This is a genomic window from Lentzea sp. NPDC058450, from assembly GCF_042721395.1.
Classification (GTDB): Bacteria; Actinomycetota; Actinomycetes; order Mycobacteriales; family Pseudonocardiaceae; genus Lentzea.
This window is the reverse complement of sequence record NZ_JBHXLO010000013.1, coordinates 100,857-125,252: the sequence shown is the minus strand read 5'-3', so window position 1 is coordinate 125,252 and position 24,396 is coordinate 100,857. Positions and strand designations below refer to the sequence as shown.

The window sequence follows — 24,396 nt, the reverse complement described above, 5'->3', positions numbered from 1 at the left end:
ACCGCTCAGCCTCTCACGACCCGCCGCAGCGCCGCGAGGAAGGCTTCCGGATCGCGTGCCCAGCCGAGCACCACCGTGCCGTCGACCAGCCGCAACGGCACTGTGGACGTGCCCTTCGGCACCGACCAGCCACCGCCGAGCACCCTCGCCCCGGCGGGCGCGCCGACGTCCTGGGCGGCCTCGATCATCGCGACCGGCAGCTTCTCCCGCCCGAACTGGGCCTCCTCGGTCGTGAGCGCGATGCTGCCGGTCTTGATCCGCAGGTTGACCCACACGACCGCGCAGAGCGTCAGCACGAGCCCGGCGACGAGCCAGAGCGTCACGGACGCGGGTCCGGTGATCAGCTCGACCAGGTAGCCTGCGGCCGCGAACGCGGGGCCCCACAGGAGCGGCCACCAGCTGCTGCCGGACTCGCGGTAGAGCACTAGCGCACGTACCTGTTGGACGCGGGCAGGAACTGCAGCACGACGGCCGCGACCGTCAGGCCGATCACGAGGATCGCGATCGCCACGCTCGGCATCCACACCGTCGCGCCGATCGAGAGGAACAGGACCGAGATCATCGCCAGCAGGCCGAGCACCGCGAGGACGGTGAGCAGCACGCGCGCCCAGTTGTGGCCGTTGCGCAGCACGATCGCGAACGCCACGTACGGCGCCGCCGCGACCAGCATGCAGAACCCGGAGATGACGGCGAACGCCCGCACGCCGATCTCACCGGCCTGCCGGTCCTCCTCGGTGACGATGGTGTCCGAGGAGAGGAAGAAGTCGGCGTTGGCGAGCAGCATCACCGGCAGCACGGCCACCGACAGCAGGGCCGCCGCGATCCAGATCCACATGGCGGCGGTGATCGTCGGCGGACGGGGCGGCGCCATCTCGTGCGGCAGCACCGGTGAGAGCGGTGCCATGGGGAAGCTGCCGCCCCCGACCTGGTTCACCTGGTACGGGCTGGGCGCATACGGGTCCACGTGGCCGAGCACCTGCGCGTACGGGTCCGGCGAGCCGAGCGCCTGCGCGTACGGGGCTGCCGGCTGCGCCACGGGATAGGCGCCCGCCGGGTTCTGCCACTGTGCGTGGTCGAGCGGCGGGGCCACCTGCGGCAACGCCGGCGGGGCGAGTTCCGGCGGCACCGGTGCGGCCGGGAACCCCGTGCTCACCTCGTACGCCCCCGCCTGGCTCGGCTCCGGGTTCGGCTGCCAGGGGTTCGGGTCCTGCGGTTGGCTCACTGCTCACGCACCTCCGCGAGCCACTGTGCCGTACGCGCCTGCCACGTGAAGACGATCGCGGCGCAGATGAGCAGCAATGTGACCAAACTCGACGCGCTGACACCCACGAACAGGATCCAGATCATGTGCACGATGGCGACGAACGACAGCGCGGCGCGCGGCCAGTTCTTGCGCTTGAGGAACTGCCACACCAGCAACCCGTAGGCCACCACGAAGAACAGCGCGACCCCGGACAACGTGGCCAGGAAGCTGGTGATCTGCCCTTCCGACCAGTCCGTGAGCTCCCGCACCTCGGCGCGCTGGAACCACAGCCCGGCGGTGGTCAGGAACAGGAAGACCGCGATGGCGAGCCAGAGACCGACCGCGATGCGGACCGGCCGGGGAGCCTCGTTCACGTCAGTTGCTCGCGTTCGGTCAGGAAGTCCGACGACTGGCGGAAGTAGAACAGCACGAGACCGGACATCGCGATCAACGCCGGCACGAGCGCGTAGCCGTTGCCGACCATCTGGAAGAACAGGTTGATCAGCACGGCGATCATCAGGCCGGTGCGGCTCTTCTTCGTGCCGGCCTTCACCTTGCCGGCCAGCCACACCATGAGCACGGCCACCACGAGCGAGACGACCATGACGGCGCCCAGGGTCACCGCCGCCGAGGACTCGATCATGTCCGTGGTGAGCGCCGGGTCGGTGTTCCTGCTCTTGATCGCGTCGACCAGGGCCTGCCTGCTCGCGAACTGGAACACCCCGGCCGCCACGCAGAGGGCCGCGCCCGCGACGACCAGCCAGTAGCCAATGGTGATCGTGCGGGGGATGCCCGATTCCTTCGGAGACGTCACGTTCGAAACCTAGGACCGCAGGAAGGCGCTGTCCACCGTGACGCGTTTCCTGAAGTGCGAGGGAACGCGGTACATCAGCACGATCGCGGACGCGTCCAGCGCTGTCGTGACGAACGTGACGGCGAGGTCCACCGGCCGCATCTCCACGCCGAGCGCCGCCGCGGCACCGCTGCCCCACGCGCCCAGCCGGAAGAGTCCGAACGCGACGGACGCGCCGCCCAGCACGGTCAGCAGGATTCGCGCCCAGTTGCGGCCGCGCGCCATGGCGTTGGCGAAGCGGGTGTAGGCGATCAGCACGGCGGTGGCGATCAGCAGTCCGAAGAGGACTCCGCCGTTCACGCCCGCGTCGATCTGGTCCTGGCCCATCGCCGGGTTCTGCCGGCGCACCTCCTCCACGAGCATCTCGCGGTCGAAGAGCTGCGCGACGAACCTCAGCATGCCGACGCACGCGCTGGCGATCCACAACCAGCGCGCGACGTCGATCAGCTTCGGGGGACGCTCTACCTGTCCAGCCACCGGGCTGCTTCCACCGCCCAGTAGGTGAGCACGATGTCCGCGCCCGCGCGGCGGATGGACGTGAGCGACTCGAGGATCGACCGCTCGCGCTCGATCCAGCCGTTCGCAGCCGCGGCCTCGATCATCGCGTACTCGCCCGAGATCTGGTACGCCGCAACGGGAACGTCCGAGATCTCGGCGACCGAGCGCAGCACGTCCAGGTACAGCAGGGCGGGCTTGACCATGACCATGTCCGCGCCCTCGGCGAGGTCCAGCTGCACCTCGCGCAACGCCTCGCGGGCGTTGGCCGGGTCCTGCTGGTAGGTCTTGCGGTCGCCGGAGAGCTGCGACTCGACGGCGTCGCGGAACGGGCCGTAGAACGCCGACGCGTACTTCGCCGCGTAGGCGAGGATTCCGGTGTCCTGGAACCCGGCGGTGTCCAGAGCGTTGCGGATGAACGCGATCTGGCCGTCCATCATGCCGCTGGGACCGACGACGTGAGCACCGGCGCGCGCCTGCGCGACGGCCATCTCGCCGTAGACCTCCAGGGTCGCGTCGTTGTCCACGCTGCCGTCGGCGGCGAGCACACCGCAGTGGCCGTGGTCGGTGAACTCGTCGAGACAGCAGTCCGACATGAGCACGGTGCTGTCGCCGAGCTCGGCGCGCAGGTCGCCCAGGGCGGCGTTGAGGATGCCGTCCGGGTCGGTGCCGCCGGAGCCGACGGCGTCGCGCTCGGCCGGGACGCCGAACAGCATGATGCCGCCGACGCCCGCCTGCACGGCCTCGACCGCGGCTTTGCGCAGCGAGTCGCGGGTGTGCTGGTGGACGCCGGGCATGCTGCTGATCTCAGCGGCCTCGGAGGCGCCTTCCTTGACGAACATGGGCAGCACGAGGTGGCGAGGGCGCACCTCGGTCTCGGACACGAGGCGGCGCATGGCGGGCGTCGTGCGCAGACGCCGCGGCCGGTGCAGTGGGTACATCGCTTGACTCCCTGACGGAGAGAGTCGAAGGGGCCACTCAAAGGATCTTGAGTGGCCCCGACGGCTTCAGTGAACTAGCTGCGGCGCAGACGCTTGGTCTTGCGCGGAGGAGGCAGCGCTCCCTCGGCGCGCAACCGGGCGGCGTGGGCGGCCAGCGCGTCGACCAGCGCGGGCACGTTCGCCTCCTCGGGCTGCACGTCGACCCGGAGGCCGAACTCCCGCGCCGTCTCGGCGGTCTGCGGGCCGATGCACGCGACGAGCGTGCGGGCGTGCGGCTTGCCCGCGATGCCGACCAGGTTCCGGACCGTGGACGACGAGGTGAAGCACACCGCGTCGAAACCGCCGGACTTGATCATCTCGCGGGTGTCGGCGGGCGGCGGGGCCGCACGCACGGTGCGGTACGCCGTCACGTCGTCGATCTCCCAGCCACGCTCGCGCAGGCCCGCGGCCAGCGTCTCGGTGGCGATGTCGGCCCGCGGCAGCAGCACGCGGTCGACCGGGTCCAGGATGTCGTCGTACGGCGGGAAGTCGTTGAGGAGGCCCTCGGACGACTGGTCACCGGACGGCACGAGCTCGGGGATGATGCCGAACGAGCGCACCTTCGCGGCCGTGGCCTCGCCGACGCAGGCGATCTTCACGCCGGAGAACGCGCGGGCGTCCAGGCCGAACTCGCGGAACTTCTCCCACACCGCGCGGACGGCGTTGGTCGAGGTGAAGACGACCCACTGGTAGCGGCCGTCGACGAGACCCTTGACCGAGCGCTCCATCTGCGCGGGGCTGCGGGGCGGCTCGACGGAGATCGTCGGCACCTCGACGGCGATCGCGCCGTGCGAGTGCAGACGCTCCGACATCGCGCCGGCCTGCTCCTTGGTCCGCGGGACCAGCACGCGCCAGCCGTACAGCGCCCGCGACTCCCACCAGGAGAGCTTCGAGCGGTTGGCGGCGGCGGCACCGACCGTGACGACCAGCGGGCCGCCCATCTCACCGGCGTCGGCCGCGACGGCGGCCAGCGTGGTGTCGATGGTGCGCTGCTGGAAGCCGGTGCCCTCGGCGGTCACGGCGACCGGGGTCTGCGGCGCGAGGCCGTTCTCGACCAGGTTCGACGCGGCCTCGGCCAGGTGCGAACCCGTCGCGTGCAGCACCAGGGTGCCGGGCGAACTGGCCAGACCGGCCCAGTCGGAGACGGTCCGCACGTCGACCTCGGTGTGCACGCCACCGAGCGCCACACCGGCGTAGGCCGGGACGGCGGTACCCGACGGCACACCGGGAACGACGTCGAACGGGATCGTCGACTTCGCGACGGCCTGCGCTTCCTTGACGACCGAGTCGAGGGTGAGCGGGTCGCCCGCGACGAGACGGACGACCGTCGCGCCGTTCTTGGCCTCGTTCACCAGGTCCTTGGCCACGTCGGCGGACTCGCCGACAGCGGGGCGGACCTCGACTCCCTCGGCCACGGTCGCGAGGACGTCCGAGGGGACGTCCGGGTCGGTGACCACGAGTTCAGCCCTGGTGAGCAAGTCGTGGGCCCGGACCGTGAGCAGCCCGGTGTCGCCGGGGCCGGAGCCCACGAAGGCGATGCGTCCGGGGGTCTTGCGTGCGCGGGTCATCAGGGCACTCCCCATCGATTACGCCTCTGGGCCGCTCAGCACAGCGGCCCCGAGGTCGAGCAACTCGGCGGCCAGCGCCCGGCCGAGTCCCTCAGCTTCGGTCAAGTCACCGGTGGCGGACGCGCGGAGGAGATCGTTCTCCGGCGTCGCTGCGACCCCGCGCAGGGAAAGTCGGTACACGACCTTGCCCTCGTCGTCGAGGTCTTCCACCACATCGGCCAGCGCGCCGACCGGCGCGCTGCAGCCCGCTTCGAGCGCGGCCAGCATGGCGCGCTCAGCGGTCACAGCGGCCCGGCTGGCCGAATCGTCCAGAGTGGACTGGATCAGGTGCTCGGCGTCGACGTCGTCGACCCGGCACTCGACTGCCAACGCACCCTGCGCGGGTGCGGGAAGCATCTGGATGGGCTCCAGGTTCTCGGTGATCTCCGCTGCGCGGCCGAGCCGCGAGATGCCGGCGCGAGCCAGCACCACGGCGTCGAGCTCACCGTCGCGGACCTTGCCGATCCGCGTGTCCACGTTGCCGCGCAACGGAACGATCTCCAGCCCGAGGCCGAGAGCCTCCAGCTGGGCCTTGCGGCGCGGCGAACCGGTGCCCACTGTGGACCCCGGCGGCAGCTCACCGAGCGTGAGACCGTCGCGCGCCACCAGGGCGTCGCGCGGGTCTTCCCGCGGAGGCACCGCCGCGAGCGTCAACCGGGGGTCCGGCGCGGTCGCGAGGTCCTTGTAGGAGTGGACGGCGACGTCGATCTCGCCGTTCGCGAGCGCGTCGCGAAGCGCCGTCGTGAAGACGCCGACGCCGATCTCGGGGATCGGAGCGCTGGAGAGGTCGCCCGCCGTCTTGATGACGACGATCTCGACCTGGGCTCCGGCAGCCTTCAGCGCCTCGGCCACGGTCCCCGTCTGCGCGAGCGCCAGTGCGCTGCCTCGGGTACCGATCCGTAGGGTGCGGGTCACCGCGTTTCACCATCCACAGAAGACTTGGTCTGACTGACGACCCCAGGCGTCTGGGGGTCTAGCCCGAACAGCTCGCGGAGAGCCTCCGCGTAGCCGGTACCACCAGGGGCGGAGGCGAGCTCCTTCACCCTGACGGTCGGCGTGTGCAGGAGCTTGTCTACAACGCGGCGCACCGTCTTGGCCAATTCACCGCGTGTCGCGGGGTCCAGTTCGGGAAGTCGCGAATCAAGACGGAGCAGTTCGGCGTCGACCACCTCGGCGGCCCGCTTGCGCAGGGCCGTGACGGTCGGCGTGACCTCGGCGGACCGCTGGCCCGCGAGGTAGGCCTTGACCTCGTCGGCGACCAGCGAGGCCGCGAGACGGGCGTCCTGACCGGCGGGCGCGTCGGAGAGGCGCCGCTGGAGCGTTTCCAGGTCCACCACACGAACGTTCGGCAGTTCGGCCGCGGCCGGGTCGACGTCCTTGGGCAGGCCCAGGTCGCACATCACCAACGGGCGCGAGCGCGCGCTGATCATGTCCGCCTGGACGGTCGTGCCGATCGAGCCGGTGCACGCGAAGACGATGTCCGCGAGGTCGATCTCGGCGGCCAGCGCGGACAGGTCCACGGCCGTCGCGGGGACGCCCTCGGACTTCAGCGACGTGGCGAGACGCACACCGTTGGCCTGCGTCCGGTTCGCGATGACGACCTCGCCGATGCCCGCGCGGCGCAGGTGCGCGGCGGCCAGGCCGCCCATGGCGCCGGCGCCGACGAGCAGCGCGCGCTTGCCGACGAGCGTGCCAAGCTGGGCCTCCGCGTCGCCGAGGGCCTCGGAGACGACGGACGCGCCGGCCTGGTCGATGCCGGTCTCGCTGTGCACGCGCTTGCCGACGCGCAGCGCGTTCTGGATGAGCTCGTGGACGGTCTTGCCGACGACGCCCGCCTCGTCCGCCGCCGCGTACGCGCCGCGCAGCTGGCCGAGGATCTGGGACTCGCCGACGACCATCGAGTCGAGGCCCGCCGCGACGGAGAACAGGTGCTCGACGGCAGCGGCGGCATAGTGGACGTAAAAGTGCTCGTAGAGGGCCTGCGGCTCGATCTGCGCGTGCTGCGCGAGAACCTCGACCACCTCGGACATGCCGCCGTGGAACGACTCGACGACGGCGTAGACCTCGACCCTGTTGCAGGTCGACAGGACCATCGCCTCGGAGACGCTGGGCGCGGCGAGCAGCTGGCCGAGGACCTTGGGCAGGTTCGGCTCGGCCACGGTGACGCGTTCCAGGACCGGGACGGGGGCGGTGCGGTGCGACAGACCGACTACGAGCACGCTCATGCCATCACCACGTCCACCGGAGCCTTGTGGCTCACGCTCACGGGCGACTCACCATCCCGTCCACACCGAGTCCGTTGTTGTCGACAGAGACGCCGGCAGCCTCGTCCGCACGTCGAGCGACGTGGAACGACAGGATCTGCATCTCGACCGCCAAGTCAACCTTGCGCACCTCGACGTTGTCTGGAACCTGAAGGACAACCGGTGCGAAGTTCAGAATGCACTGGACGCCCGCAGATACCAAACGGTCGCAAACCGACTGAGCGGCCGGTGGCGGCGTCGCGATGACGCCGATCGACACCTCGCGCTCGAGGCAGATCGCGGTGATCTCGTCGATGTGGTTGACGGGGATGCCCCCAACAGGGATTCCGATGAGATCGGCGTCCACGTCGAAGAGGGCGGTGACCGGGAAACCGCGGCCGGGGAAGCCGCCGTAGTTGGCGAGAGCGTGACCAAGGTTACCGATGCCGACGACGGCCACGGAGTGGTTGCGGGTGAGGCCGAGGATGCGCTCGATGTGGCTCACGAGGACCTCGACGTCGTAGCCGACGCCCCTCGTGCCGTAGCTGCCGATGTAGCTCAGGTCCTTGCGGAGCTTCGCCGCGTTGACGCCCGCGGCCTGGCTGAGCTCCTCGCTGGAGACCGCCGTCACGCCCTGGTCGGCCATGCCGGACAACGCGCGGAGGTAGACGGCGAGCCGGGCGACGGCCGCCTCGGGGATCGCACGGGCGCGCTCCCTGTCAGCGGGCTCGGCAGGGGTGGTGGTCGTCTCACCTTCGCCCCGCTGTGCTGCCACGCTCTCCGACCTCCGGGTGTGCTTCACCGCAGGGACCCGCGGCGTTGGTGATACCCACACCGTACCGCTTGTGAACGCACGCACAAAGTCGATGATCCACTGCGACGGCCCCGGTCACAGGGCGTGACCAGCGCTTCCTCGGTTCATGATCACTACGGGGTGAGCGCCTACTCGACGGTGAAGGTGACCGAGTGCCATCCCGTCGCGCCGTCGGGAACGGGGTCGAGGCGCGCCTGGTCCTGCGTCTGCCCGCTCTTGTCGGTGGCCCGGCACTCGACCGTGTGACTGCCCTTGCTCAGGTCCATCTCGATCTTCCACATGCGCCACGTGCTGTCGCTGACGTCGGCCGCGAGCTCGGTCTCGTGCCAGACGCCGCCGTCGATCCTGACCTCGACCTTGGCCACGCCGCGGGGCTGGGCCCAGGCCGTGCCCGCGATGACGGCCTTGCCCTCGACCTTGCCCATCCGCTTCGGGCGGTCGATCCGGGAGGAGGTCTTGATCGGTGCTCGCGTGGCCCAGCCGCGCGGGATCCAGTAGCCCTGCTCCTGGGCGAACGTCGTGACGTTCAGGTCGGTGACCCACTTCGTCGCGGACACGTAGCCGTAGAGGCCGGGGACGACGAGCCGGGCCGGGAAGCCGTGCTCGGCCGGCAGCGGTTCGCCGTTCATGCCGATGGCGATCAGGCCGTTCTCCAGCACGTAGTCGAGCGGGCTGCCGGCCGTGAAGCCGTCGTCGCTGGTGCTGAACAGCTGGTCGGCGCCCTGCTTGACGCCCGCCTGCCGGAGCACGTCGCCGATCTTCACGCCGATGAAGTTGCCGGTGGAGATGTACGGGCCGCCGACCTCGTTGGAGACGCAGGTGAGCGTGACGGTCTGTTCGACCAGGTCCATGTTCCTGATCTCGTCGAACGTCAGCACGGCCGGGCGCTCGACCATGCCGTGGACCCGCAGCGCCCACTCCTCGGCGCGGATCCGCGGCACGCTCAGCGCCGTGTCGATGCGGTAGAAGTCCTTGCCGCTGGTGATGAAGCTCGGGGTGCCGTCCTTGGCGAAGTCGGCGTTGAACGGGATCTCGGGGGCCTTGGTCTTCGGCGTGATCGGTCCGACGGCCTGCCGGGAGCCCTCGACGTCCGTGCGGCTGCCGAAGAACTGGCCGGCGACGCCCGCCGTGACGGCCAGGCCCGCCGTGATCAGGAAGCTCCGGCGGCTGTCGCTCTCCTCGGCCTCCCGGTGCAGGTAGCGGAAGGCGTAGACGCCCGCGGCCGTGCTGGCCACCGGGGCGAGGATCGCCAGCGCGCCGACGTCGGGCCTGGTCGCGACCGCCGCGACGCCGACGAACCCGAGGACCACGGCCACGAGCGAGCCGGGCGCGGCACTGTTCCTGCTGGCCAGGCCCGCTCCGACGCCGATCGCCACCAGGACGACCGCCATGCCGCTGAGCAGGACGAGCTTGTCCGCCGTGCCGAAGGTCTCGACCGCGAAGTCCTTCAGCCACGACGGCGTGAGGTCGATCGCGGCGTTGCCGACGGCGAGGTACGGGGAGGCGCTGAGGCCGACGAAGGCCGCCACCAGGTGCCCGGCCGCGAGGGCGGCGAAGAGCGCGATGAGTCCGGTGAGCGCGGCCTTGGCGGGCTTCATGCCTTCCATTCGACACCCGCGGGGGCTTGGTTCGCTCAGGTCGTAAGAGGGCGGTAATCAAAGTCCTAGGCTGGCCGGGTGGCCGACTGGGAGCCGTGGGACGAGGACGAGTACGTCGAGTACCTGGAGACCGAGCGCCTGCACTACGCGTGGGCCCTGGAGCACTTCGGTCGTCTGACCGCGGACGAGGCTCGGCAGGCCGCTCTCGAGTTCTACGAGTTCGAACCGCCGGACGCGCCGTACCGGGGCATCGTCTTCCACGACCTCGCCTGGGACTGGGCGATGCAGCGGATCATGGCCGGCTGCGACTACCCGTTCTGGCACACGCACCCGGTGCCGGAGCCGCCGCCCGACTACCCCGGCTACGTCGAGCGCCGCCCCGTCGAGCTCACGGCGGAGCAGGAGGAAGCGCTCGAACGCAGGCTGAAGAACCCGTAGCCGGTCAGGCGAGGGCCGCCCGCAGGCGGTCCTCCTCCACCTGCCAGTAGCCGTGCTCGGCGCCGTCCACCAGGAACACCGGCACCCGGTCGCCGTACTCGGCGCGCAGCTCCGGGTCGGAGTCGACGTCCTCGACGGACCAGGTGGCGCCCAGCTCCGCGCAGATCCGCTCGATCTCGACGGCGGCCTCCTCGCAGGAGTGGCACGACACCCGGCTCATCAACGTCACGTGGTGGGTCATGCCCGTCATGCTCCCAAAGGCCTGCGGAGCACCGCGCGGGCGAGCTTGCCCGTGGGCGAGTGCGGCAGCGCGGGCGCGAACTCGACGACGGTCGGCACCTTGAACTTCGCCAGGCGGGCGGCGCAGTGGGCGACCACGTTCTCGGTGGTCAGCTCCTGGCCGTCGCGCAGGACGATGACGACCTTCACGGACTCGCCGGTCTTCTCGTCCGCGACGCCGACGGCCGCGGCTTCGAGGACCTCGGGCAGCTCGCCGATGACCTGCTCGACCTCGTGCGGGTAGACGTTGAAGCCGTTGACGATGATCAGGTCGCCCGCGCGGTCGACCAGGTGCAGGTCGCCGTCGGCGTCGATGAAGCCCACGTCGCCGGTGCGGAACCAGCCGGACGAGTCGGGGCCGTGGGTGCCGTCGGGCCAGTAGCCGCTGAAGAGGTTGTCGCCCTTCGCGGACACCAGGCCGGTGCCCGGTTCGTCCTCGTCGATGTCGAGGACGGAGCCGTCGGTGTCGACCAGGCGGATCTCCACGCCGGGCAGCGCCTGACCCACCGAGCCGGGCTTCGGCGTGCCGCCGACCAGGGTGGACGTGAGGACCGGGCCCGTCTCGGTCAGGCCGTAGCCCTCGTAGATCGGGATGCCGATGGCGCCCTTCATCTCGGCGATGACGCCCGCGGGGAGCGGGGCCGCGCCGGAGGTGAAGAGGCGGACGGTGGCGAGCTTCTCGCGCAGCAGGTCGACCGGGTGGGCCAGGATCGCCCGGTACATCGGCGGGACGCCGACCATCGTGGTGACGCGGTGCTCCTCGATGACGTCGAGGGCGTGGGACGGCTCGAAGCGCTCCAGCAGGACCGCGGTCGCGCCGGCGCCCGCCACCTGCAGCAGGCCCGGGCCGAGGCCGTAGACGTGGAACAACGGGAGCGCGAGCAGCACGCGGTCGCCGGCGGTCACCGGGGCCGGGCGCAGCGAGGCGCACTGGGAGACGTTCGCGAGCAACGCGCGGTGGGAGAGCATCGCGCCGCGCGGCACGCCGGAGGTGCCCGAGGTGTAGCCGAGGACGGCCAGGTCCTCGCCGCCGCGGACGGCCTCGAACGGGTCGGCGGTGGCCGTGACGTCCGGGACGTCGATCACGGTGGCGTCGGAACCCTCGCCGTCACCGACGAGCAGAGCGGCTCCCGAGTCGGCCAGGATGCGCTGGAGCTCGCGGGGCGGGTTGCCGGGGCCGGTGGGCACCACGACGCCGCCTGCCCGGAGAATTCCGAACACGGCGACCACGAACTCGGGGCTCGTGGGCAGCCGTACCGCCACTCGGTCGCCCGGTTCCAGACCGGAATCGGCCAAACGGCGGGCGAAAGCATCGGTCGCGCGGTCGATGGTTTCCCACGTGAGGCTCTTACCGCTCGCTACGTCGACCAAGGCGACGTGGCCGGGCCCCCGCTGTGCCGAGGCACGGACAAGGTCTGAGACATTGCGAGCGGAAGTCAACATGGCCTCCTCATGAACAACTGGACGCTTGGGGCAGTCTTCCACGCGTGACGGGCGTCATGAAGCCGCGGTTCGTGCGTCTCCACATCACAACCTCATCCGCTACCTACTACGGAGTAACAACACGTATGCTGCCGCCACGGCGACTCTGTGGAGGTGCCGCGAGCCGATGACCGCGCGGGCACGACCGAACACGATCAGGACCACCCGAACCATGACGGGGGGTCAGCACGACAACGCCGCCGACGAGCCGTGGCAGCTCGTCAAGGCCGCCCAGGAGGGTGACACCCAGGCGTTCGGAGTGCTGTACGACCAGTACGTCGACATGGTGTTCCGCTATGTCCTCTTCCGGGTGGGCGGCGATCGCGCGTTCGCCGAGGACGTGACCAGCGAGACGTTCCTGCGGGCGCTGCGCAGCATCGGGTCGGTCAGCTACCAGGGCCGTGACGTGGGCGCGTGGTTCGTCACGATCGCCCGCAACATCGTGTTCGACCACGTGAAGTCGAGCCGCTACCGGCTGGAGGTCACGACCGCCGAGCTGCAGGACAACCGCGAGGAGACGAGCGGTCCCGAGCAGGAGGTCATGACCGAGGCGACCAACGCGGAGCTGCTCCGGTGCGTTTCCCAGTTGGGTGACGACCAGCGCGACTGCATCGTGCTGAGGTTCATCGAAGGCAAGTCGGTGTCCGAGGTCGCGCAGATCATGGACCGCAACGAGGGCGCCGTGAAGGCACTGCAACACCGGGCCGTTCGCCGGCTCGCACAGATCCTCCCGTCCTGGTTGCGGTGATCGCGATCGCAGGGGCGTAACCCAAAGCAGATCAACTTCGTTACTCGGGCTGAGATGGACGGCAAGGGAAGAACACCGCGGTGGCGGCAGACGGAGCACGAGCGGTTCGCTCGTGCCGTTGAAGGCGGCCCACAACCGGTGGGGAACGACGACCTCGCTGAGGACCTCGCGATCGTCGAACTCCTCCGGCGGATGGACGTCGGCCCGGACGCCGAGGCGCGCGAACGGATGAAACAGCGAGTCCTCACAGCGCCCCCACCTGAGAAGCCATTGGTGCTCTCGTCGGTAAGACGGGTGGGAGCGCGCGCACGAGTAGCGGTCGCGGCAGCCGCGGTCCTGTGCTTGTTGTTGTCACTCGCCGGCATGAGTGTGCTGCTCAGCCGTGACGCGCTCCCGGGAGACCCGCTCTACGGCATCAAGCGCACGACCGAAAGCGCCTCGCTGGGCCTGACCTTCGACGAGGAGGACAAGGCCTTCAAGCACCTGGAGTTCGCCACGTCCAGGGTCACCGAGATGGAGACCCTCGCCGACCGTTCGGCGACGTCCGCGGCCCAGATCACGGCGCTGGGCGACCTGGACGCGGACGCGGTCGAGGGCGCACGTCAGCTGACCACCTACGCCACGTCGTCGGACAAGACGGCGCTGCCGGTGCTCAACGAGTGGGCGCTGGCGCAGTACGTGAAGCTCGGCACCCTGCGCACCCGCCTGCCCGACGAAGCCCGCGCCCACGCGGACACGACGATGTGGCTGCTCGCGAGCATCGCCCAGCGCGCGCACGACCTGGCGGCCCGCGCCGGGTGCGACGCCGTGACCAGCGGCGCGTCGGACACGCTCGGCCCGTTGCCGGCGAAGGACGAGTGCGCGGCGGTCGTCACCGACCCGAACTCGTCGCCGGGCAGCACGCCGTCCTCGGTGGTGCCGACCCCGTCGGGGCTGCCGGTGCCGTCGGGGTCGACCGGTCCGTCCGTGCAGCCGACGCAGTCGGTCGCGCCGGGCTCGTCGACGGCCCAGACCCCGAAGCCGGGCACGTCCACGCCGCCTGCCTCGACCAAGCCGGGCATCACGATCCCGCTGCCCCTGCCGTTGCCGAGCATCTCGCTGCCGCTGCTGCCGGGGATCAGCTTCGGCTGAGCACGGCTCCCTCCGCGATGGCGAGCTCCAGCGGGGAGGCCTGCTCGCGCCAGCGGCCGGCGACGGCCGCGTAGGTCGTGACGTCGTGCCAGCGGCCCTGCGTGTGGAACAGCTCGCGCAGGGTCGCCTCGGGTTCGAGGCCGGCCTCGGTCATGACGCTGCCCATCAACGCGTGGTCGGCGCGGTGACCTGCCCACACGCGGTGGATGCCGAGCGGGCCGAACGCGTGCGCGAACAGCAGCCTGCCCGCCTCCGCGCCGCAGCCCTTCAGCGGTGAGCCGGGCAGGATCACGAGCCCCGTGCACATGGCGTTGCTGCCGTACTCCTCCAGCAGCAGGCCGATCATGCCTTCCATCCGGTCGTCGTCGTGCGACGTGATGGCGAAGACGAGCTTGCGCGGGGTCGGCGTGTAGAACGAGGCGATGGCCTTCTGCGGGGTCATCCGGTCCACGCCGAGGTAGCGGGTGAGCACCGGGCTGCAGTAGACGCGCTGGTAGACGGGCAGATCGCCGTCGTCGAGCGGACGCAGGCGGACGTTCGGGCCGATGAGCACGGTCATGTCGCACCGCCGACGAGTCGTTCGAGGTCGACGTAGTAGCGACCGGACGGCTGGGGCTTGCCGAGCAGGATGCGGCGGGCCGCGTCGGTGACGAGGGCGCCGCCGAGCATCGTGCCGGAGGCGAGCTGCGGCCAGCTGCTCAGCGTGCGGCCGATCTCCGTCATGGCCTGCGTGAGAGCGGGGCTGATCCGCGTGCCGTCGACCATCTGCACCATGAGCCGCACCATCTCGGCGCGGTCGAGGTCCGCGACGTCGGCGGCCGTGACGTCGCCGACGCGGCCGTGCAGCAGCGGGCGGTCCGGTTCGAGGTCGAACCGCTCGACGTCGAGCAGGCCCCGGTCGTTGGTGTCCATCAGCACGGGGATGCCGCGTTCCCGTGCCTGCTCGCGCACCGCGATCTTGACCCACGCCGTGTCGCACTCCTCGACCACGACGTCGGCGCCGTCGAGGAAACCCGCGAGGTTCTCGCCGGTCAGGCCGTCCCGCCAGATCTCGACGTCCAGGTAGGGGTCGAGCTCGAACAGCTGCCGCGCGCAGAGCACCGTCTTCTCGACGCCGAGCTCGTGGACGCCGGTGCGCAGCCGGTTGAGGTTCGAGAGCCCGAGCCGGTCGAAGTCGGCGAGGCGGAAGGCGCCTCCGACGCCCTCCATCGCGGCGGTGACCGCGGCGCTGTTGCCGACCGAGAGCCCGACCACGGCGACGCGCTTGCCGAGCAGGGTCTCCTGCTCCTCGCGCGTGATCTTGTTCCGGTTGCGGTCGGTGCGGACGAACCGGAACTCGTCGCGGGGCAGCACGTGCACCAACCGCCCGGTCCAGGGATAGAACGCCCACGTTCCGTAATCGACGGGGGCGCGTCCGCCGAGCACCTCGGCCTTGGCGGCGGCCCCTTCGCCGGGGGTGCGGACCCGGCCGGGTTCGCGGGCGGAGATCAGTTCTTCGAGCTGGTCGTCGAGACGGTCGTGCACGGCCGTGACCTGGCAGTTCGCGAAGAGGTCCGGCAGCTGGCCCGCATCGAGGAGCTCAGGCCGCCAGGACGTGGCGTCACCGGTGTCGATGAGCTGAGGTAACGCGGAGATGATCATGTTCACGGGGACCAAGTAGATCATCTTCACTAAGCCGAACGGAGTACAACACACCGTGTTGCGTCGAACACTCCACGTAACCGGTGATATGGGACCAAACGCACACCACGCGTTCTCGACCAGGTCCGAGCGGGTTTGACCGGCTGATCGCTACGCTTGGGACATGGGCAAGCGTGACGTGGAGAGCGACCGGCTGGCCGAGCTAGCCGGCGAGGCATCGGCAGAGGCGGCGATCCAGGCCGCCGCGATGGCGCCCGAGTTCGAAGCGTCGCTGACGGTCCCGCCGGACCTGACCGCCGCCGCCTTCTTCGACGTGGACAACACGATGATGATGGGCGCGTCGATCTTCCACTTCGCCCGCGGCCTGGCCGCGCGCAAGTACTTCTCGTCGTCCGACCTCGCGGGCTTCGTCTGGCAGCAGATGAAGTTCCGGGTCGGCGGCCGCGAGGACCCGGAGTCGGTCAAGGCGTCGCGCGAGCAGGCGCTGTCGTTCGTCGCGGGCCGCAGCGTCGCCGAGCTCGTCTCGCTGGGCGAGGAGATCTACGACGAGCTGATGGCCGACCGCATCTGGAAGGGCACGCAGGCCCTCGCCCAGATGCACCTCGACGCAGGTCAGCGCGTGTGGCTCGTCACCGCGACCCCGGTCGAGCTGGCCCAGATCATCGCCCGCCGCCTGGGTCTCACGGGCGCGCTGGGCACGGTCTCGGAGTCCGAGGACGGCATCTACACGGGCCGGCTCGTCGGCGACCTGCTGCACGGCAAGGCGAAGGCCCAGGCCGTGCGGTCGCTGGCCGCCAAGGAAGGCCTCGACCTGCGGCGCTGCACGGCGTACTCGGACTCGTCCAACGACGTCCCGATGCTGTCCGTGGTGGGCACCGCGGTGGCGGTGAACCCGGACTCGCAGCTGCGCGAGGTGTCGCGGCGCAAGGGCTGGGAGATCCGCGACTTCCGCACCGGGCGCAAGGCGGCCAAGATCGGCGTGCCGTCGGTGCTGGGCGCGGGTGCGCTGGCCGGCGCGGTGGCGGCGACGCTCGCCTACCGGCGCCGGGTCAAGTAACGCCGGGGCGGGTCACGCGGCCCCCAAGCTCACCAGTCCGAGGTCACGCCACCCCTGCTCACCAGTGGGAGTGAGCAGCACCGCGCGGCTGGTACCGATCCTGCGGACCCAGCCGCGCTCGAGGAACGTGCCGCACAGGAACGCCCCGGCGGCTCCGGCGAGGTGGGGGACGCGCTCGGTCCAGTCGAGGCAGGCCCGGCTGAGCACCCGCTTGGACGGCTCGAAGCCGAGCTCTTTGAGCCACACCATGCCTGGCTCGGTGATGGAGAGCTCAGCGGCGGCCAGTCCGCTCGTCGCGAGCTCACCGCCGACTCCCGCGCTGACCAACCCCGCCTCCACCAACCCGGTCTTGAGCGCGATGCCGAGCTTGCCGGCCAGGTGGTCGTAGCAGGTCCGCCCCCGTGCCATCGCCTCCGACACCGCCGCCGCCCGCAACCCCCGCGGCGCCACCTGAGGCACGGCGAACGCGGCCATCGTCTCCAGCAGCTCCGCCACGTGCGGACCGGCCAGCGCCACGTACCGGTGCCGTCCCTGCCGGTGCTCCACCAGCAGGCCGCCCTCCACCAACCGCGTCAGGTGCTCGCTGACGGTCGACGCGGCCACCCCGGCGTGCGCAGCCAGCTCCCGGGACGTCCAGGCGCGTCCGTCCAGCAGGGCGCCGCAGAGCGCGGCACGGGTGTTGTCCGCGAGCAGCGAGGCGACCTGGGCGAGTGCTTCCACGGCGTCCATTCTGCGACCGGGACACTTCGGCCGGCGCCGAAGCGTTCCGGCCCTAGCGTCGGCGGGCATGAGCGAAGAGCTGCTGCTGCCGGTTCCGTCCGTCCCGCCGGGAGACACGGGCGTGGCCTGGCTGAGGTCGTCCGTGGTCAGGTTCAGCAACGGCGACGCGCACACCCGCAGGCGTGCCCTGACCGAGCGGCTCCTGGAGGGCGTCCACGCCACCAGCCTCGACGAGTTGGCGACCGCGCTGGGGCTGCCGGGGGCGCTTACCGACATCGCCGAGATCGCCCCGGTCTACCAGCCCCACGAGCCCACGACCGCGGCGGCGGACGCGGCCGTCGACCGGCTGGCCGTCCGCCGGGACGAGGAGACCGCCGCCCGGATCGGCCTGCTGGTGCAGGCCTGGGCCGCCACGAACGCCCTCGCCGAGCACCTGCGGACCGGGAACCCGGCCCCGCCCGTACCGGTCACCCGCAGGGCCGGAGGGATCGTGGTCAGCCTCGAAGATCACCCGTTCGGGCACGGTCCGCACGCCTGTCCGGGCAGGACGCTGGCCACCACCATCGCCAAGAACACGGCGTTCCGGGCCCTGCACCACCAGGACGTCCCGCTGGTCCTGCCGAACGCCTGGGACTACGCCTCAGCAACAGCCCTGCACGCGGCGGGGTTCCTGGCCGTCGGCACGACGAGCCTCGGCGTGGCGGCCGCGCACGGCATCCCGGACGGCCTGGGCCTGGCGGGAGAGCAGGCCGTGGCGCTCGCCCGGATGCTCGCTGACCTGCCGTTTCCCGTCACGGCCGACCTGGAGTCGGGTTTCGGCAAGCCTGCGGACGAGGTCGCCGAACTGATCGCGCACCTCGGCGTCGCGGGCGTGAACCTCGAGGACGGCCGTCCGCACGGCCTCGCCGACCCGCAGGAGCAGGCCGAGCTGATCGCGGCGGTCAAGGACCGCGCGCCGGGCGTCTTCCTCAACGCGCGCATCGACACCCACTGGCTCGGCAAGGCGCGCGAGGAGACCGCCGACCGCGCCCGGAGGTACGTCGACGCCGGCGCGGACGGGATCTTCGTCGCGGGCCTGACCGAGCCGCGCGAGATCGAGGAGCTGGCCAGGATCGCCCCGCTCAACGTCCTCGCCCAGCAGCGGACGCCGAAGGAGCTCGGCGACCTGGGCGTGAAGCGGATCAGCACCGGATCACTGCTGTTCAGGGCGGCCCTGCGGCACACCGTCGCGTCCGCCGAGGCGGTGCGCGACGGCGGACTCCCGGAAGCGTTCGGCTACGCCGAGGTGCAGGCGATGATCAGCCGAGGAACACGTTCCGACGCTGGGTGAGCAGCCGGTAGAGGGTCTGCTGGATCGTCTCGCGCACCTGGTCGGTGAGGTTGAAGACGAGCATCGGGTCGTCGGCCGCGTTCTCGCCGAACACGTCCGTGCGGATCGGCTCGCCGAACTCGATGTACCACTTCGACGGCAGCGGAATCGCGCCCAGCGGCCCGAACAGCGGGAAGAGCGGCGTCACCGGGAAGTACGGGAAGCCGAACAGCCGCGCCAGCGCCTTGATGTCGCCGATCATCGGGTAGATCTCCTCGGCCCCCACGATCGAGACCGGGATGATCGGCACGCCGGTCTTCAGCGCCGCCGACACGAAGCCGCCGCGGCCGAAGCGCTGCAGCTTGTAGCGGTCCTTGAACGGCTTGCCGATGCCCTTGAAGCCCTCCGGCCACACGCCGACGAGCTCACCGGACGACAGCAGGCGCTCGGCGTCGGCGTTGCAGGCGAGCGTCTGGCCGCCCTTGCGCGCCAACGCGCCGAGCAGCGGCGTGCGGAACACCAGGTCGGCGCCGAGCCCGCGCAGGGGCCGGTGCGCCGGGTGCTCGGACGCGATGCCGTACGACGTCATCAGGGCGTCGAGCGGCAACGTGCCGGAGTGGTTCGCGACGATCAGCGCGCCGCCGGCCATCGGGATGTTGTTCAGGCCGATGGTCTCGACCCGGAACCACTTCTCGTACAACGGCTTCAGCGGCGGCATCAGCACGTTCTCGGTCAGGTCCTGGTCGAACCCGAACTCGTCGATCCGGTAGTCGCCCGCGATCCGCCTGCGCGCGAACGCCAGCAGGTCGGTCAGCCTGCGTTCCCAGTCCGGTGTCCCGGACTGCTGCTGCTCCGGCTCGGGAACCACCTCGACGTGGCGCGATCTGCGCGCGGCGTCGCGTTCCGGGTCGTGCAGCGGGATAACGCGTGCTCCTGCCACTGCGTTCATCTCCTCATAGCAAAGATCAGCGGAAACGAGCGGCCGCTTCGAGAATGGTCCGCTCTGCGGCACCGACCGTCTCCGGGTCGATGAGCGGCTTCAGGCCTCGGCCGTTCACGTAGTCGTCGAACGCCTGCTGGGTGGTCCACCGCGGCGTGAACCCGAACTCCTTGCGCAGCAGGGTGGTGTCGACCACGCGCCCCCAGTTGAGGAACCTCATCTGGTCGGGCGAGAAGTCGACGAGCCGGGCGCTCCGGAAGAAGCCACCGACCGTGGGCACGGCCATGCTGGGCACCGGCAGGTTCAGCCTGCCCGCCCGCCGAATGGCCTGCGACAGCAGCAGCACGCCGTCGCCGCCCACGTTGTAGACACCGGGCAGGTCGTGCAGCGTCGCGCGTTCCAGGACCGCCAGGGCGTCCTCGGAGTGCAGCAGCTGCACACGAGCGTCGTAGCCCAGGACGGTGGGCACGACCGGTAGGGCGAAGTAGCGCGTCAGCACCGTGTCGATGCGCGGGCCGATGAAGTTGGTGAAGCGCAACGTCGTGACGTTGACGTCCGGCCTGCGGCGGCCGAACCCGCGCACGTACCCCTCGACCTCGACGGCGTCCTTGGCGTAGCCGGACGACGGCAGGTCCTTGGGGCCCATGTCCTCGGTGAACACCGCCGGGTCCCGCGAGGACGACCCGTAGACGGCGCTGGTGGACTTCACGACGAGCTTCTGCACCTTGGGCGACTTCTGGCACGCGGCCAGCAGCTGCATGGTGCCGATGACGTTCATCTCCTTCATCACCGTGCGGCCGGTGGGCCCGGCCGGGCTCGCGGTGACGGACGCGTGCACGACCGTGTCGACGTTCGCGGTGGAGATGACCTTGCTGATCAGCGGGTTGCGGATGTCGGCCCGCACGAACTCCGCACGGCCCATGCGGCGCAGCAGATCGCGTGGCGGCGGCTCGGTGTCCACACCGAGCACGCGCTCGATGTCCGGGTTCGCGGCGAAGCGCGCGGCGAGGTGGCCGCCGAGGAAGCGGCTGACTCCGGTGACGAGGACGACCTTGGGCGTCATGCGGCTCCAAGCACGAAGGACTCTGCGATTGGTCGATGCTACAGACCAGATGTGAAACCGGAGGGGGCCGGAACGCCGTCTTGACGCAGGTCACGCAGGCTTTACTGGCCAATCACCCGAACGGCGGCCCCCGTTCCCGTGGTTGTGCCAGACCGTCTCACGGAGTGATATTCCGTGTCGGCGCAAGCACCCGAACAGGGTGCGGACCTCGAAAAAACGCAACCGCCGCCGATCTCCTGCAAGAGGAGACCGACGGCGGCAGAGCGCATGCGGGCTTACTTGCCGCGCTTCCTGCGCTGGACCCTGGTCTTGCGCAGCAGCTTGCGGTGCTTCTTCTTCGACATGCGCTTGCGGCGCTTCTTGATGACCGAGCCCATGCGGGTTCCTTAGCTCTAGACGTTGCTTTGACTGGCGCGCCCCAGCCTTGGCCGTGTCAAGCACGGCGCGCCGGTAAGCACGATCGGCCTACCAGTCTACCCGGCGGGGTTCGCCAGCCTTCAGCCAGCGTCGAAGTACGCGTTCTCCAGGTAGGCGTGCACCGCTTTTTCCGGCACCCGGAACGACTTGCCGACCCGCACCGCGGGTAGCTCGCCGGAGTGCACCAGGCGGTACACGGTCATCTTGGAGACCCGCATCATCGAGGCCACCTCGGCCACGGTCAGGAACTGCACCTGAGCGAGGCCTGTTCGTTCGTTCTCCTTCGCAGGCATAAATCACCGCATCCTTCGACACGTGTCGTGCCGTCGGTCTTCCCCACCGACGGTTCGACACGCACGTGCTGCCCTGAGAGTAGCGGGACTGGTGTGACTCCTGCGACGTCCAAAGTGGGGACGTCCCCTCACTTGGCGTCTCGATCGGCTCAGTCCTCGTGTTGCCTGCCCAGCTCAACGGACCGGTCACGCGCGCTCTCGATGGCCGCGAGAAGTGCCGCGCGCACCCCGTGCTTCTCCAGCTCGCGGATCGCCATGATGGTCGTTCCGGCCGGGGACGTCACGGCCTCGCGCAGGATCACGGGGTGGCTCGAGCCCTCGTTGAGCATCGTCGCGGCCCCCACGGCCGACTGGATGATGAGCTGCGAGGCCAGGTCGCGCGGGATGCCGAGCAGGATGCCCGCGTCGATCATCGCCTCGACCAGGAAGAAGAAGTACGCGGGCCCGGACCCGGACAACGCCGTCACCGCGTCCTGCTGCGACTCCGGCACCACCGCGACCTTGCCGACGGTCGACAGCAGCTCCTCGACGGTCTTGAGGTGCTCGGCCGTGGCGTTGGATCCGCCGGATACCGCGCTCATCGCCTCGCCGACGACCATCGGGGTGTTCGGCATGACCCGCACGACGGGGGTCCCGGCCGGCAACCTGCGCTCGTACAGCGCCGTCGGCAGCCCGGCGCACAACGACACGATCAACGTCCCGGCCCGCAGCACCGGCGCGAGCTCGGCCAGCAACGGCTCGATGTCCTGCGGCTTGACCGCCACCACGAGCACGTCGGCCTGCTGCGCCGCCCCCGAGACCGTGACGGCCTCGAACCCGTACTGCTCCGTGAGCGCGCGAGCCCGTGACTCGTGCTTCTCCGTGAACAGCAGATCCGAGGCCGGTCGACCACCCTGCAGGAGCCCGGACAGGAGCGCTTCACCGATCTTGCCCGCGCCGAGCACCGCGATCTTCGTCATCGGTCAAGTCTCACACAGCGGGCGTCAACGCCAACTGCCGTGCCTGACACACCAGCCGTCCGGCGGCGTCGATGACCGTCGCGTCCTCGTCGAACCACTGCCCGTGCACGGCCTGACAGGTCACGTGGATCCGCAACCACCCAGGCGCGGGCCGGGCCCTGAGCAACGCCGTCAGCTGCACCGTCGGTGACCAGCCAAAACGACCCAGGTTGAACGTCACCGGCATGGACAGGTCGCCCGCCAGCAACGCGAAGTACGGGTCGGGCTGCTCGTCCGTCGGCCGCGCCCACAGCTTCAACGTCAACGGCCCGTCGGTCCGCCGGTCGAGGAAGCTCGCGGACTCCCTATCCACCCTCAGATCGCACAGGGCGCCGACCTTGTAGCTCCCACCTGTTGGGAACGAGGCCAGCTCGACCGCGTTCGGAGGCGGTGCCGCCGGCATGGCCGGGAGGTTCACGTAGTCGGCCCGGTGCTCGGGTATTCGCCCCGTCGTCACCGAGGCCTCGACGCACACCTGCCCCCGCTGCTCCAGCAACACGTTGATCACCGTCGCGGTCCGCCCGGCCTTGCGGACGTCGGTCCGCACCAGCACGGGCCCGACCTCGGGTGCCCGCAGGAACTGCGCGGACACGGCCAGCGGATCGCCCTCGGCCACCGCAGCGGCGGCCCGGGTCATCACCGCGAGGAGGAACCCACCGTGAGGCTTGGGCCCCACGGTCCACTCGGCGGGCAGGGACGCGGTGAAGGTTCCGTCACCGAGCGAACGCACCGCGCTGGACTTCGAGAAGGTCATGAGCGGCTGGCCAGTGACCGCAGGAAAAAGGTCACGTTGGCGGGCCGTTCTGCTAGTCGCCGCATGAGATATCCGTACCACTGCTCACCGTAAGGGACATAAACGCGAGTGCCGAGGCGCCTCTGCTCCTCGGTCCGGATGCCGTAGAGCATCTGGTACTCGAAGTCAGTTTTGTCATACCACCGAGCCCGCTCGCCAATGATTTCGACGAGCCGCGGATCGTGCGTCGCGAACATCGGATAGCCCTCCCCGGCGAGGAGCACGTTCACGCACCGCACGTAGTTGAGGTCCACCTCGTGCGGGTCCTGGATCGCCACGTCGGGAGGCTCCGCGTAGGCCCCCTTCACCAGCCGCACCCGGCTGCCGGGCCCCGCGAGCTGCTTGCAGTCGTCCAGGGTCCGGTGGAGGTACGTCTGCACCACGGCCCCGACCCAGGGCCACGTGCGCCGCAGCTCGACCAGCACCCGCAACGTGGAGTCCGTGGTGGTGTGGTCCTCCATGTCGAGCGTCACAGTCGTGCCGCACTGCTCGGCGGCGGCGCAGATCCGGGAGGCATTCGTCAGGGCGAGCGCCTCGTCGAGCGACTGTCCGACTGCGGACAGCTTGACGCTCACCTCGGCGTTCTTCGCGAGCCCCGCCGCGTGCAGCGCGTCGAGCAGCTCCAGGTACGCCTGCACGGTCCGCTCGGCCTGAGCCTTGTCGGTCGTGTCCTCGCCGAGGTAGTCCAGGGTGACCGGCAACCCGAGGTTGCGCACCACCTCGACGGCGTCGGCCGTGCCCTCCCCGGCCACGAACCGCTTGACGACGTCGCGGCTGATGGGCGCGCTGGCGACCAACTGGCGGACCGTCTCGTTGCGAGACGCGGCCATGATCAACGCTCGCAGCGGGTTCACACCACGAACCCTAACCCGGACTCCGCGCGACAGTGCCGAACGACCCTTGCCAGAACACGAACCGCAGGGCGCGCGCACCCAACCGCAGTCGTCAGTGCAGGCGACCACCTACGGAAGCCCGGCGCGCGGTGCCAACCGGCGGCCGTCAACGCAAAGCCAACCACCTACGAAACCCGGGACGCGATGCCGAAGGCGAGCCCGAACGGGCTGATGCAGGACTGGGAGCCGGTTCCACCGCTCAAGGCGATTGGGGCTTGACTTTGGGTGCGAGGTGCTAGCTTCTCGAGCTCGGCCGGGCGCTTTTCAGCCCGGCCTTTTCCGGCCGACCAGCGCCTCGCAAGGGCCCCGAAGTCAAGCCCCAATCGCACACCCCAGGTCTTTCGTCAGGACCCGCGCAAGC

The 24,396-nt window shown here is 70.3% G+C and carries 28 protein-coding genes; 5 read left to right on the top strand and 23 right to left on the bottom strand.

What is annotated here, in order from left to right; translation table 11 throughout:
- Positions 1–5: 5 nt before the first annotated feature.
- From ACFWNN_RS21460 to ACFWNN_RS21410, 11 genes are all read right to left on the bottom strand, one after another.
- Positions 6–425, bottom strand: a complete 420-nt coding sequence (locus tag ACFWNN_RS21460; protein WP_382441679.1) for a DUF3093 family protein — start codon at positions 423–425, stop codon at positions 6–8.
- Positions 425–1,222, bottom strand: a complete 798-nt coding sequence (locus ACFWNN_RS21455; protein WP_382441678.1) for a hypothetical protein — start codon at positions 1,220–1,222, stop codon at positions 425–427. Before ACFWNN_RS21455 ends, ACFWNN_RS21460 begins: the two co-directional genes overlap by 1 nt.
- Positions 1,219–1,617, bottom strand: a complete 399-nt coding sequence (locus ACFWNN_RS21450) for a hypothetical protein (RefSeq protein ID WP_382441677.1) — start codon at positions 1,615–1,617, stop codon at positions 1,219–1,221. Before ACFWNN_RS21450 ends, ACFWNN_RS21455 begins: the two co-directional genes overlap by 4 nt.
- On the bottom strand, positions 1,614–2,057 hold the full coding sequence (locus tag ACFWNN_RS21445; RefSeq protein ID WP_382441676.1) for a hypothetical protein: 444 nt from the start codon (positions 2,055–2,057) through the stop codon (positions 1,614–1,616). Before ACFWNN_RS21445 ends, ACFWNN_RS21450 begins: the two co-directional genes overlap by 4 nt.
- A 9-nt stretch (positions 2,058–2,066) precedes the next feature.
- Positions 2,067–2,573, bottom strand: a complete 507-nt coding sequence (locus ACFWNN_RS21440) for a hypothetical protein (RefSeq protein WP_382441675.1) — start codon at positions 2,571–2,573, stop codon at positions 2,067–2,069.
- A complete protein-coding gene (gene hemB / locus ACFWNN_RS21435) occupies positions 2,558–3,532 on the bottom strand; it encodes a porphobilinogen synthase (RefSeq protein ID WP_382441674.1) in 975 nt (324 codons plus the stop codon). The genes ACFWNN_RS21440 and hemB overlap by 16 nt, the downstream gene beginning before the upstream one ends.
- A gap of 74 nt (positions 3,533–3,606) precedes the next feature.
- Complete coding sequence (locus ACFWNN_RS21430) at positions 3,607–5,139, bottom strand: uroporphyrinogen-III synthase (protein ID WP_382441673.1); 1,533 nt, start codon at positions 5,137–5,139, stop codon at positions 3,607–3,609.
- An 18-nt stretch (positions 5,140–5,157) separates the two neighbouring features.
- A complete protein-coding gene (gene hemC, locus ACFWNN_RS21425; RefSeq protein ID WP_382441672.1) occupies positions 5,158–6,093 on the bottom strand; it encodes a hydroxymethylbilane synthase in 936 nt (311 codons plus the stop codon).
- On the bottom strand, positions 6,090–7,403 hold the full coding sequence (locus tag ACFWNN_RS21420) for a glutamyl-tRNA reductase (RefSeq protein ID WP_382441671.1): 1,314 nt from the start codon (positions 7,401–7,403) through the stop codon (positions 6,090–6,092). Before ACFWNN_RS21420 ends, hemC begins: the two co-directional genes overlap by 4 nt.
- 37 nt (positions 7,404–7,440) lie before the next feature.
- Complete coding sequence (locus tag ACFWNN_RS21415) at positions 7,441–8,196, bottom strand: redox-sensing transcriptional repressor Rex (RefSeq protein ID WP_382441670.1); 756 nt, start codon at positions 8,194–8,196, stop codon at positions 7,441–7,443.
- Between the two features lie 167 nt (positions 8,197–8,363).
- Positions 8,364–9,833 (bottom strand): molybdopterin-dependent oxidoreductase, encoded by a 1,470-nt coding sequence (locus ACFWNN_RS21410; RefSeq protein ID WP_382441669.1) that lies wholly within the window; start codon positions 9,831–9,833, stop codon positions 8,364–8,366.
- A gap of 78 nt (positions 9,834–9,911) precedes the next feature.
- Between ACFWNN_RS21410 and ACFWNN_RS21405 the strand changes: the two genes are divergently transcribed.
- Complete coding sequence (locus ACFWNN_RS21405) at positions 9,912–10,271, top strand: hypothetical protein (RefSeq protein ID WP_382441668.1); 360 nt, start codon at positions 9,912–9,914, stop codon at positions 10,269–10,271.
- Positions 10,272–10,275: 4 nt separating this feature from the next.
- Here the strand turns inward: ACFWNN_RS21405 and ACFWNN_RS21400 are convergent, their stop codons facing one another.
- Both ACFWNN_RS21400 and ACFWNN_RS21395 read right to left on the bottom strand, forming a co-directional pair.
- Positions 10,276–10,512: a glutaredoxin family protein gene (locus tag ACFWNN_RS21400; protein ID WP_382441667.1), complete on the bottom strand. Its 237-nt coding sequence runs from the start codon at positions 10,510–10,512 to the stop codon at positions 10,276–10,278.
- Positions 10,513–10,517: 5 nt separating this feature from the next.
- Positions 10,518–11,993, bottom strand: coding sequence for an AMP-binding protein (locus tag ACFWNN_RS21395; RefSeq protein ID WP_382441666.1), 1,476 nt, complete (start codon positions 11,991–11,993; stop codon positions 10,518–10,520).
- A gap of 211 nt (positions 11,994–12,204) precedes the next feature.
- Here ACFWNN_RS21395 and ACFWNN_RS21390 point away from each other — a divergent pair, with 211 nt between their 5' ends.
- Positions 12,205–12,780, top strand: a complete 576-nt coding sequence (locus ACFWNN_RS21390; RefSeq protein ID WP_285645541.1) for a sigma-70 family RNA polymerase sigma factor — start codon at positions 12,205–12,207, stop codon at positions 12,778–12,780.
- 138 nt (positions 12,781–12,918) lie between these two features.
- Positions 12,919–13,911, top strand: coding sequence for a DUF5667 domain-containing protein (locus tag ACFWNN_RS21385; protein WP_382441665.1), 993 nt, complete (start codon positions 12,919–12,921; stop codon positions 13,909–13,911).
- Here ACFWNN_RS21385 and ACFWNN_RS21380 read toward each other — a convergent pair.
- Together ACFWNN_RS21380 and ACFWNN_RS21375 are read right to left on the bottom strand one after the other, a co-directional pair.
- Entirely contained in the window at positions 13,898–14,470 is a 573-nt protein-coding gene (locus tag ACFWNN_RS21380; protein WP_382441664.1) for a GNAT family N-acetyltransferase, read from the bottom strand. The two genes, ACFWNN_RS21385 and ACFWNN_RS21380, sit on opposite strands and share 14 nt — an antisense overlap.
- Positions 14,467–15,576 carry a ThiF family adenylyltransferase gene (locus ACFWNN_RS21375; protein ID WP_382441663.1) on the bottom strand — a complete coding sequence of 370 codons (1,110 nt, stop codon included), beginning with the start codon at positions 15,574–15,576 and terminating at the stop codon, positions 14,467–14,469. Before ACFWNN_RS21375 ends, ACFWNN_RS21380 begins: the two co-directional genes overlap by 4 nt.
- Before the next feature lie 139 nt (positions 15,577–15,715).
- Between ACFWNN_RS21375 and ACFWNN_RS21370 the strand changes: the two genes are divergently transcribed.
- Positions 15,716–16,609 carry an HAD family hydrolase gene (locus ACFWNN_RS21370; protein ID WP_382441662.1) on the top strand — a complete coding sequence of 298 codons (894 nt, stop codon included), beginning with the start codon at positions 15,716–15,718 and terminating at the stop codon, positions 16,607–16,609.
- 12 nt (positions 16,610–16,621) lie between these two features.
- Here ACFWNN_RS21370 and ACFWNN_RS21365 read toward each other — a convergent pair whose 3' ends face one another.
- The gene (locus ACFWNN_RS21365; protein WP_382441661.1) at positions 16,622–17,338 is read right to left on the bottom strand and encodes an ArsR/SmtB family transcription factor; all 717 of its coding nucleotides are present in this window, start codon (positions 17,336–17,338) and stop codon (positions 16,622–16,624) included.
- Positions 17,339–17,396: 58 nt separating this feature from the next.
- On the opposite strand from ACFWNN_RS21365, the gene ACFWNN_RS21360 reads away from it, so the two are divergent.
- A complete protein-coding gene (locus ACFWNN_RS21360; RefSeq protein ID WP_382441660.1) occupies positions 17,397–18,659 on the top strand; it encodes an isocitrate lyase/phosphoenolpyruvate mutase family protein in 1,263 nt (420 codons plus the stop codon).
- Here ACFWNN_RS21360 and ACFWNN_RS21355 read toward each other — a convergent pair.
- The 7 genes from ACFWNN_RS21355 to ACFWNN_RS21325 form a co-directional block, all read right to left on the bottom strand.
- Complete coding sequence (locus ACFWNN_RS21355) at positions 18,628–19,587, bottom strand: lysophospholipid acyltransferase family protein (protein WP_382441659.1); 960 nt, start codon at positions 19,585–19,587, stop codon at positions 18,628–18,630. The genes ACFWNN_RS21360 and ACFWNN_RS21355 overlap by 32 nt on opposite strands.
- 16 nt (positions 19,588–19,603) lie before the next feature.
- Positions 19,604–20,641, bottom strand: coding sequence for an NAD-dependent epimerase/dehydratase family protein (locus ACFWNN_RS21350; RefSeq protein WP_382441658.1), 1,038 nt, complete (start codon positions 20,639–20,641; stop codon positions 19,604–19,606).
- Between the two features lie 275 nt (positions 20,642–20,916).
- Complete coding sequence (locus ACFWNN_RS21345; RefSeq protein ID WP_015105422.1) at positions 20,917–21,018, bottom strand: 30S ribosomal protein bS22; 102 nt, start codon at positions 21,016–21,018, stop codon at positions 20,917–20,919.
- 120 nt (positions 21,019–21,138) lie between these two features.
- A complete protein-coding gene (locus tag ACFWNN_RS21340; protein ID WP_030477960.1) occupies positions 21,139–21,351 on the bottom strand; it encodes a helix-turn-helix domain-containing protein in 213 nt (70 codons plus the stop codon).
- A gap of 149 nt (positions 21,352–21,500) precedes the next feature.
- Positions 21,501–22,310: a pyrroline-5-carboxylate reductase gene (gene proC, locus ACFWNN_RS21335; RefSeq protein WP_382441657.1), complete on the bottom strand. Its 810-nt coding sequence runs from the start codon at positions 22,308–22,310 to the stop codon at positions 21,501–21,503.
- A gap of 10 nt (positions 22,311–22,320) precedes the next feature.
- Positions 22,321–23,103: a thioesterase family protein gene (locus ACFWNN_RS21330; protein ID WP_382441656.1), complete on the bottom strand. Its 783-nt coding sequence runs from the start codon at positions 23,101–23,103 to the stop codon at positions 22,321–22,323.
- Positions 23,100–23,996 carry a proline dehydrogenase family protein gene (locus ACFWNN_RS21325; RefSeq protein ID WP_382441655.1) on the bottom strand — a complete coding sequence of 299 codons (897 nt, stop codon included), beginning with the start codon at positions 23,994–23,996 and terminating at the stop codon, positions 23,100–23,102. The genes ACFWNN_RS21330 and ACFWNN_RS21325 overlap by 4 nt, the downstream gene beginning before the upstream one ends.
- Positions 23,997–24,396 lie beyond the last annotated feature (400 nt).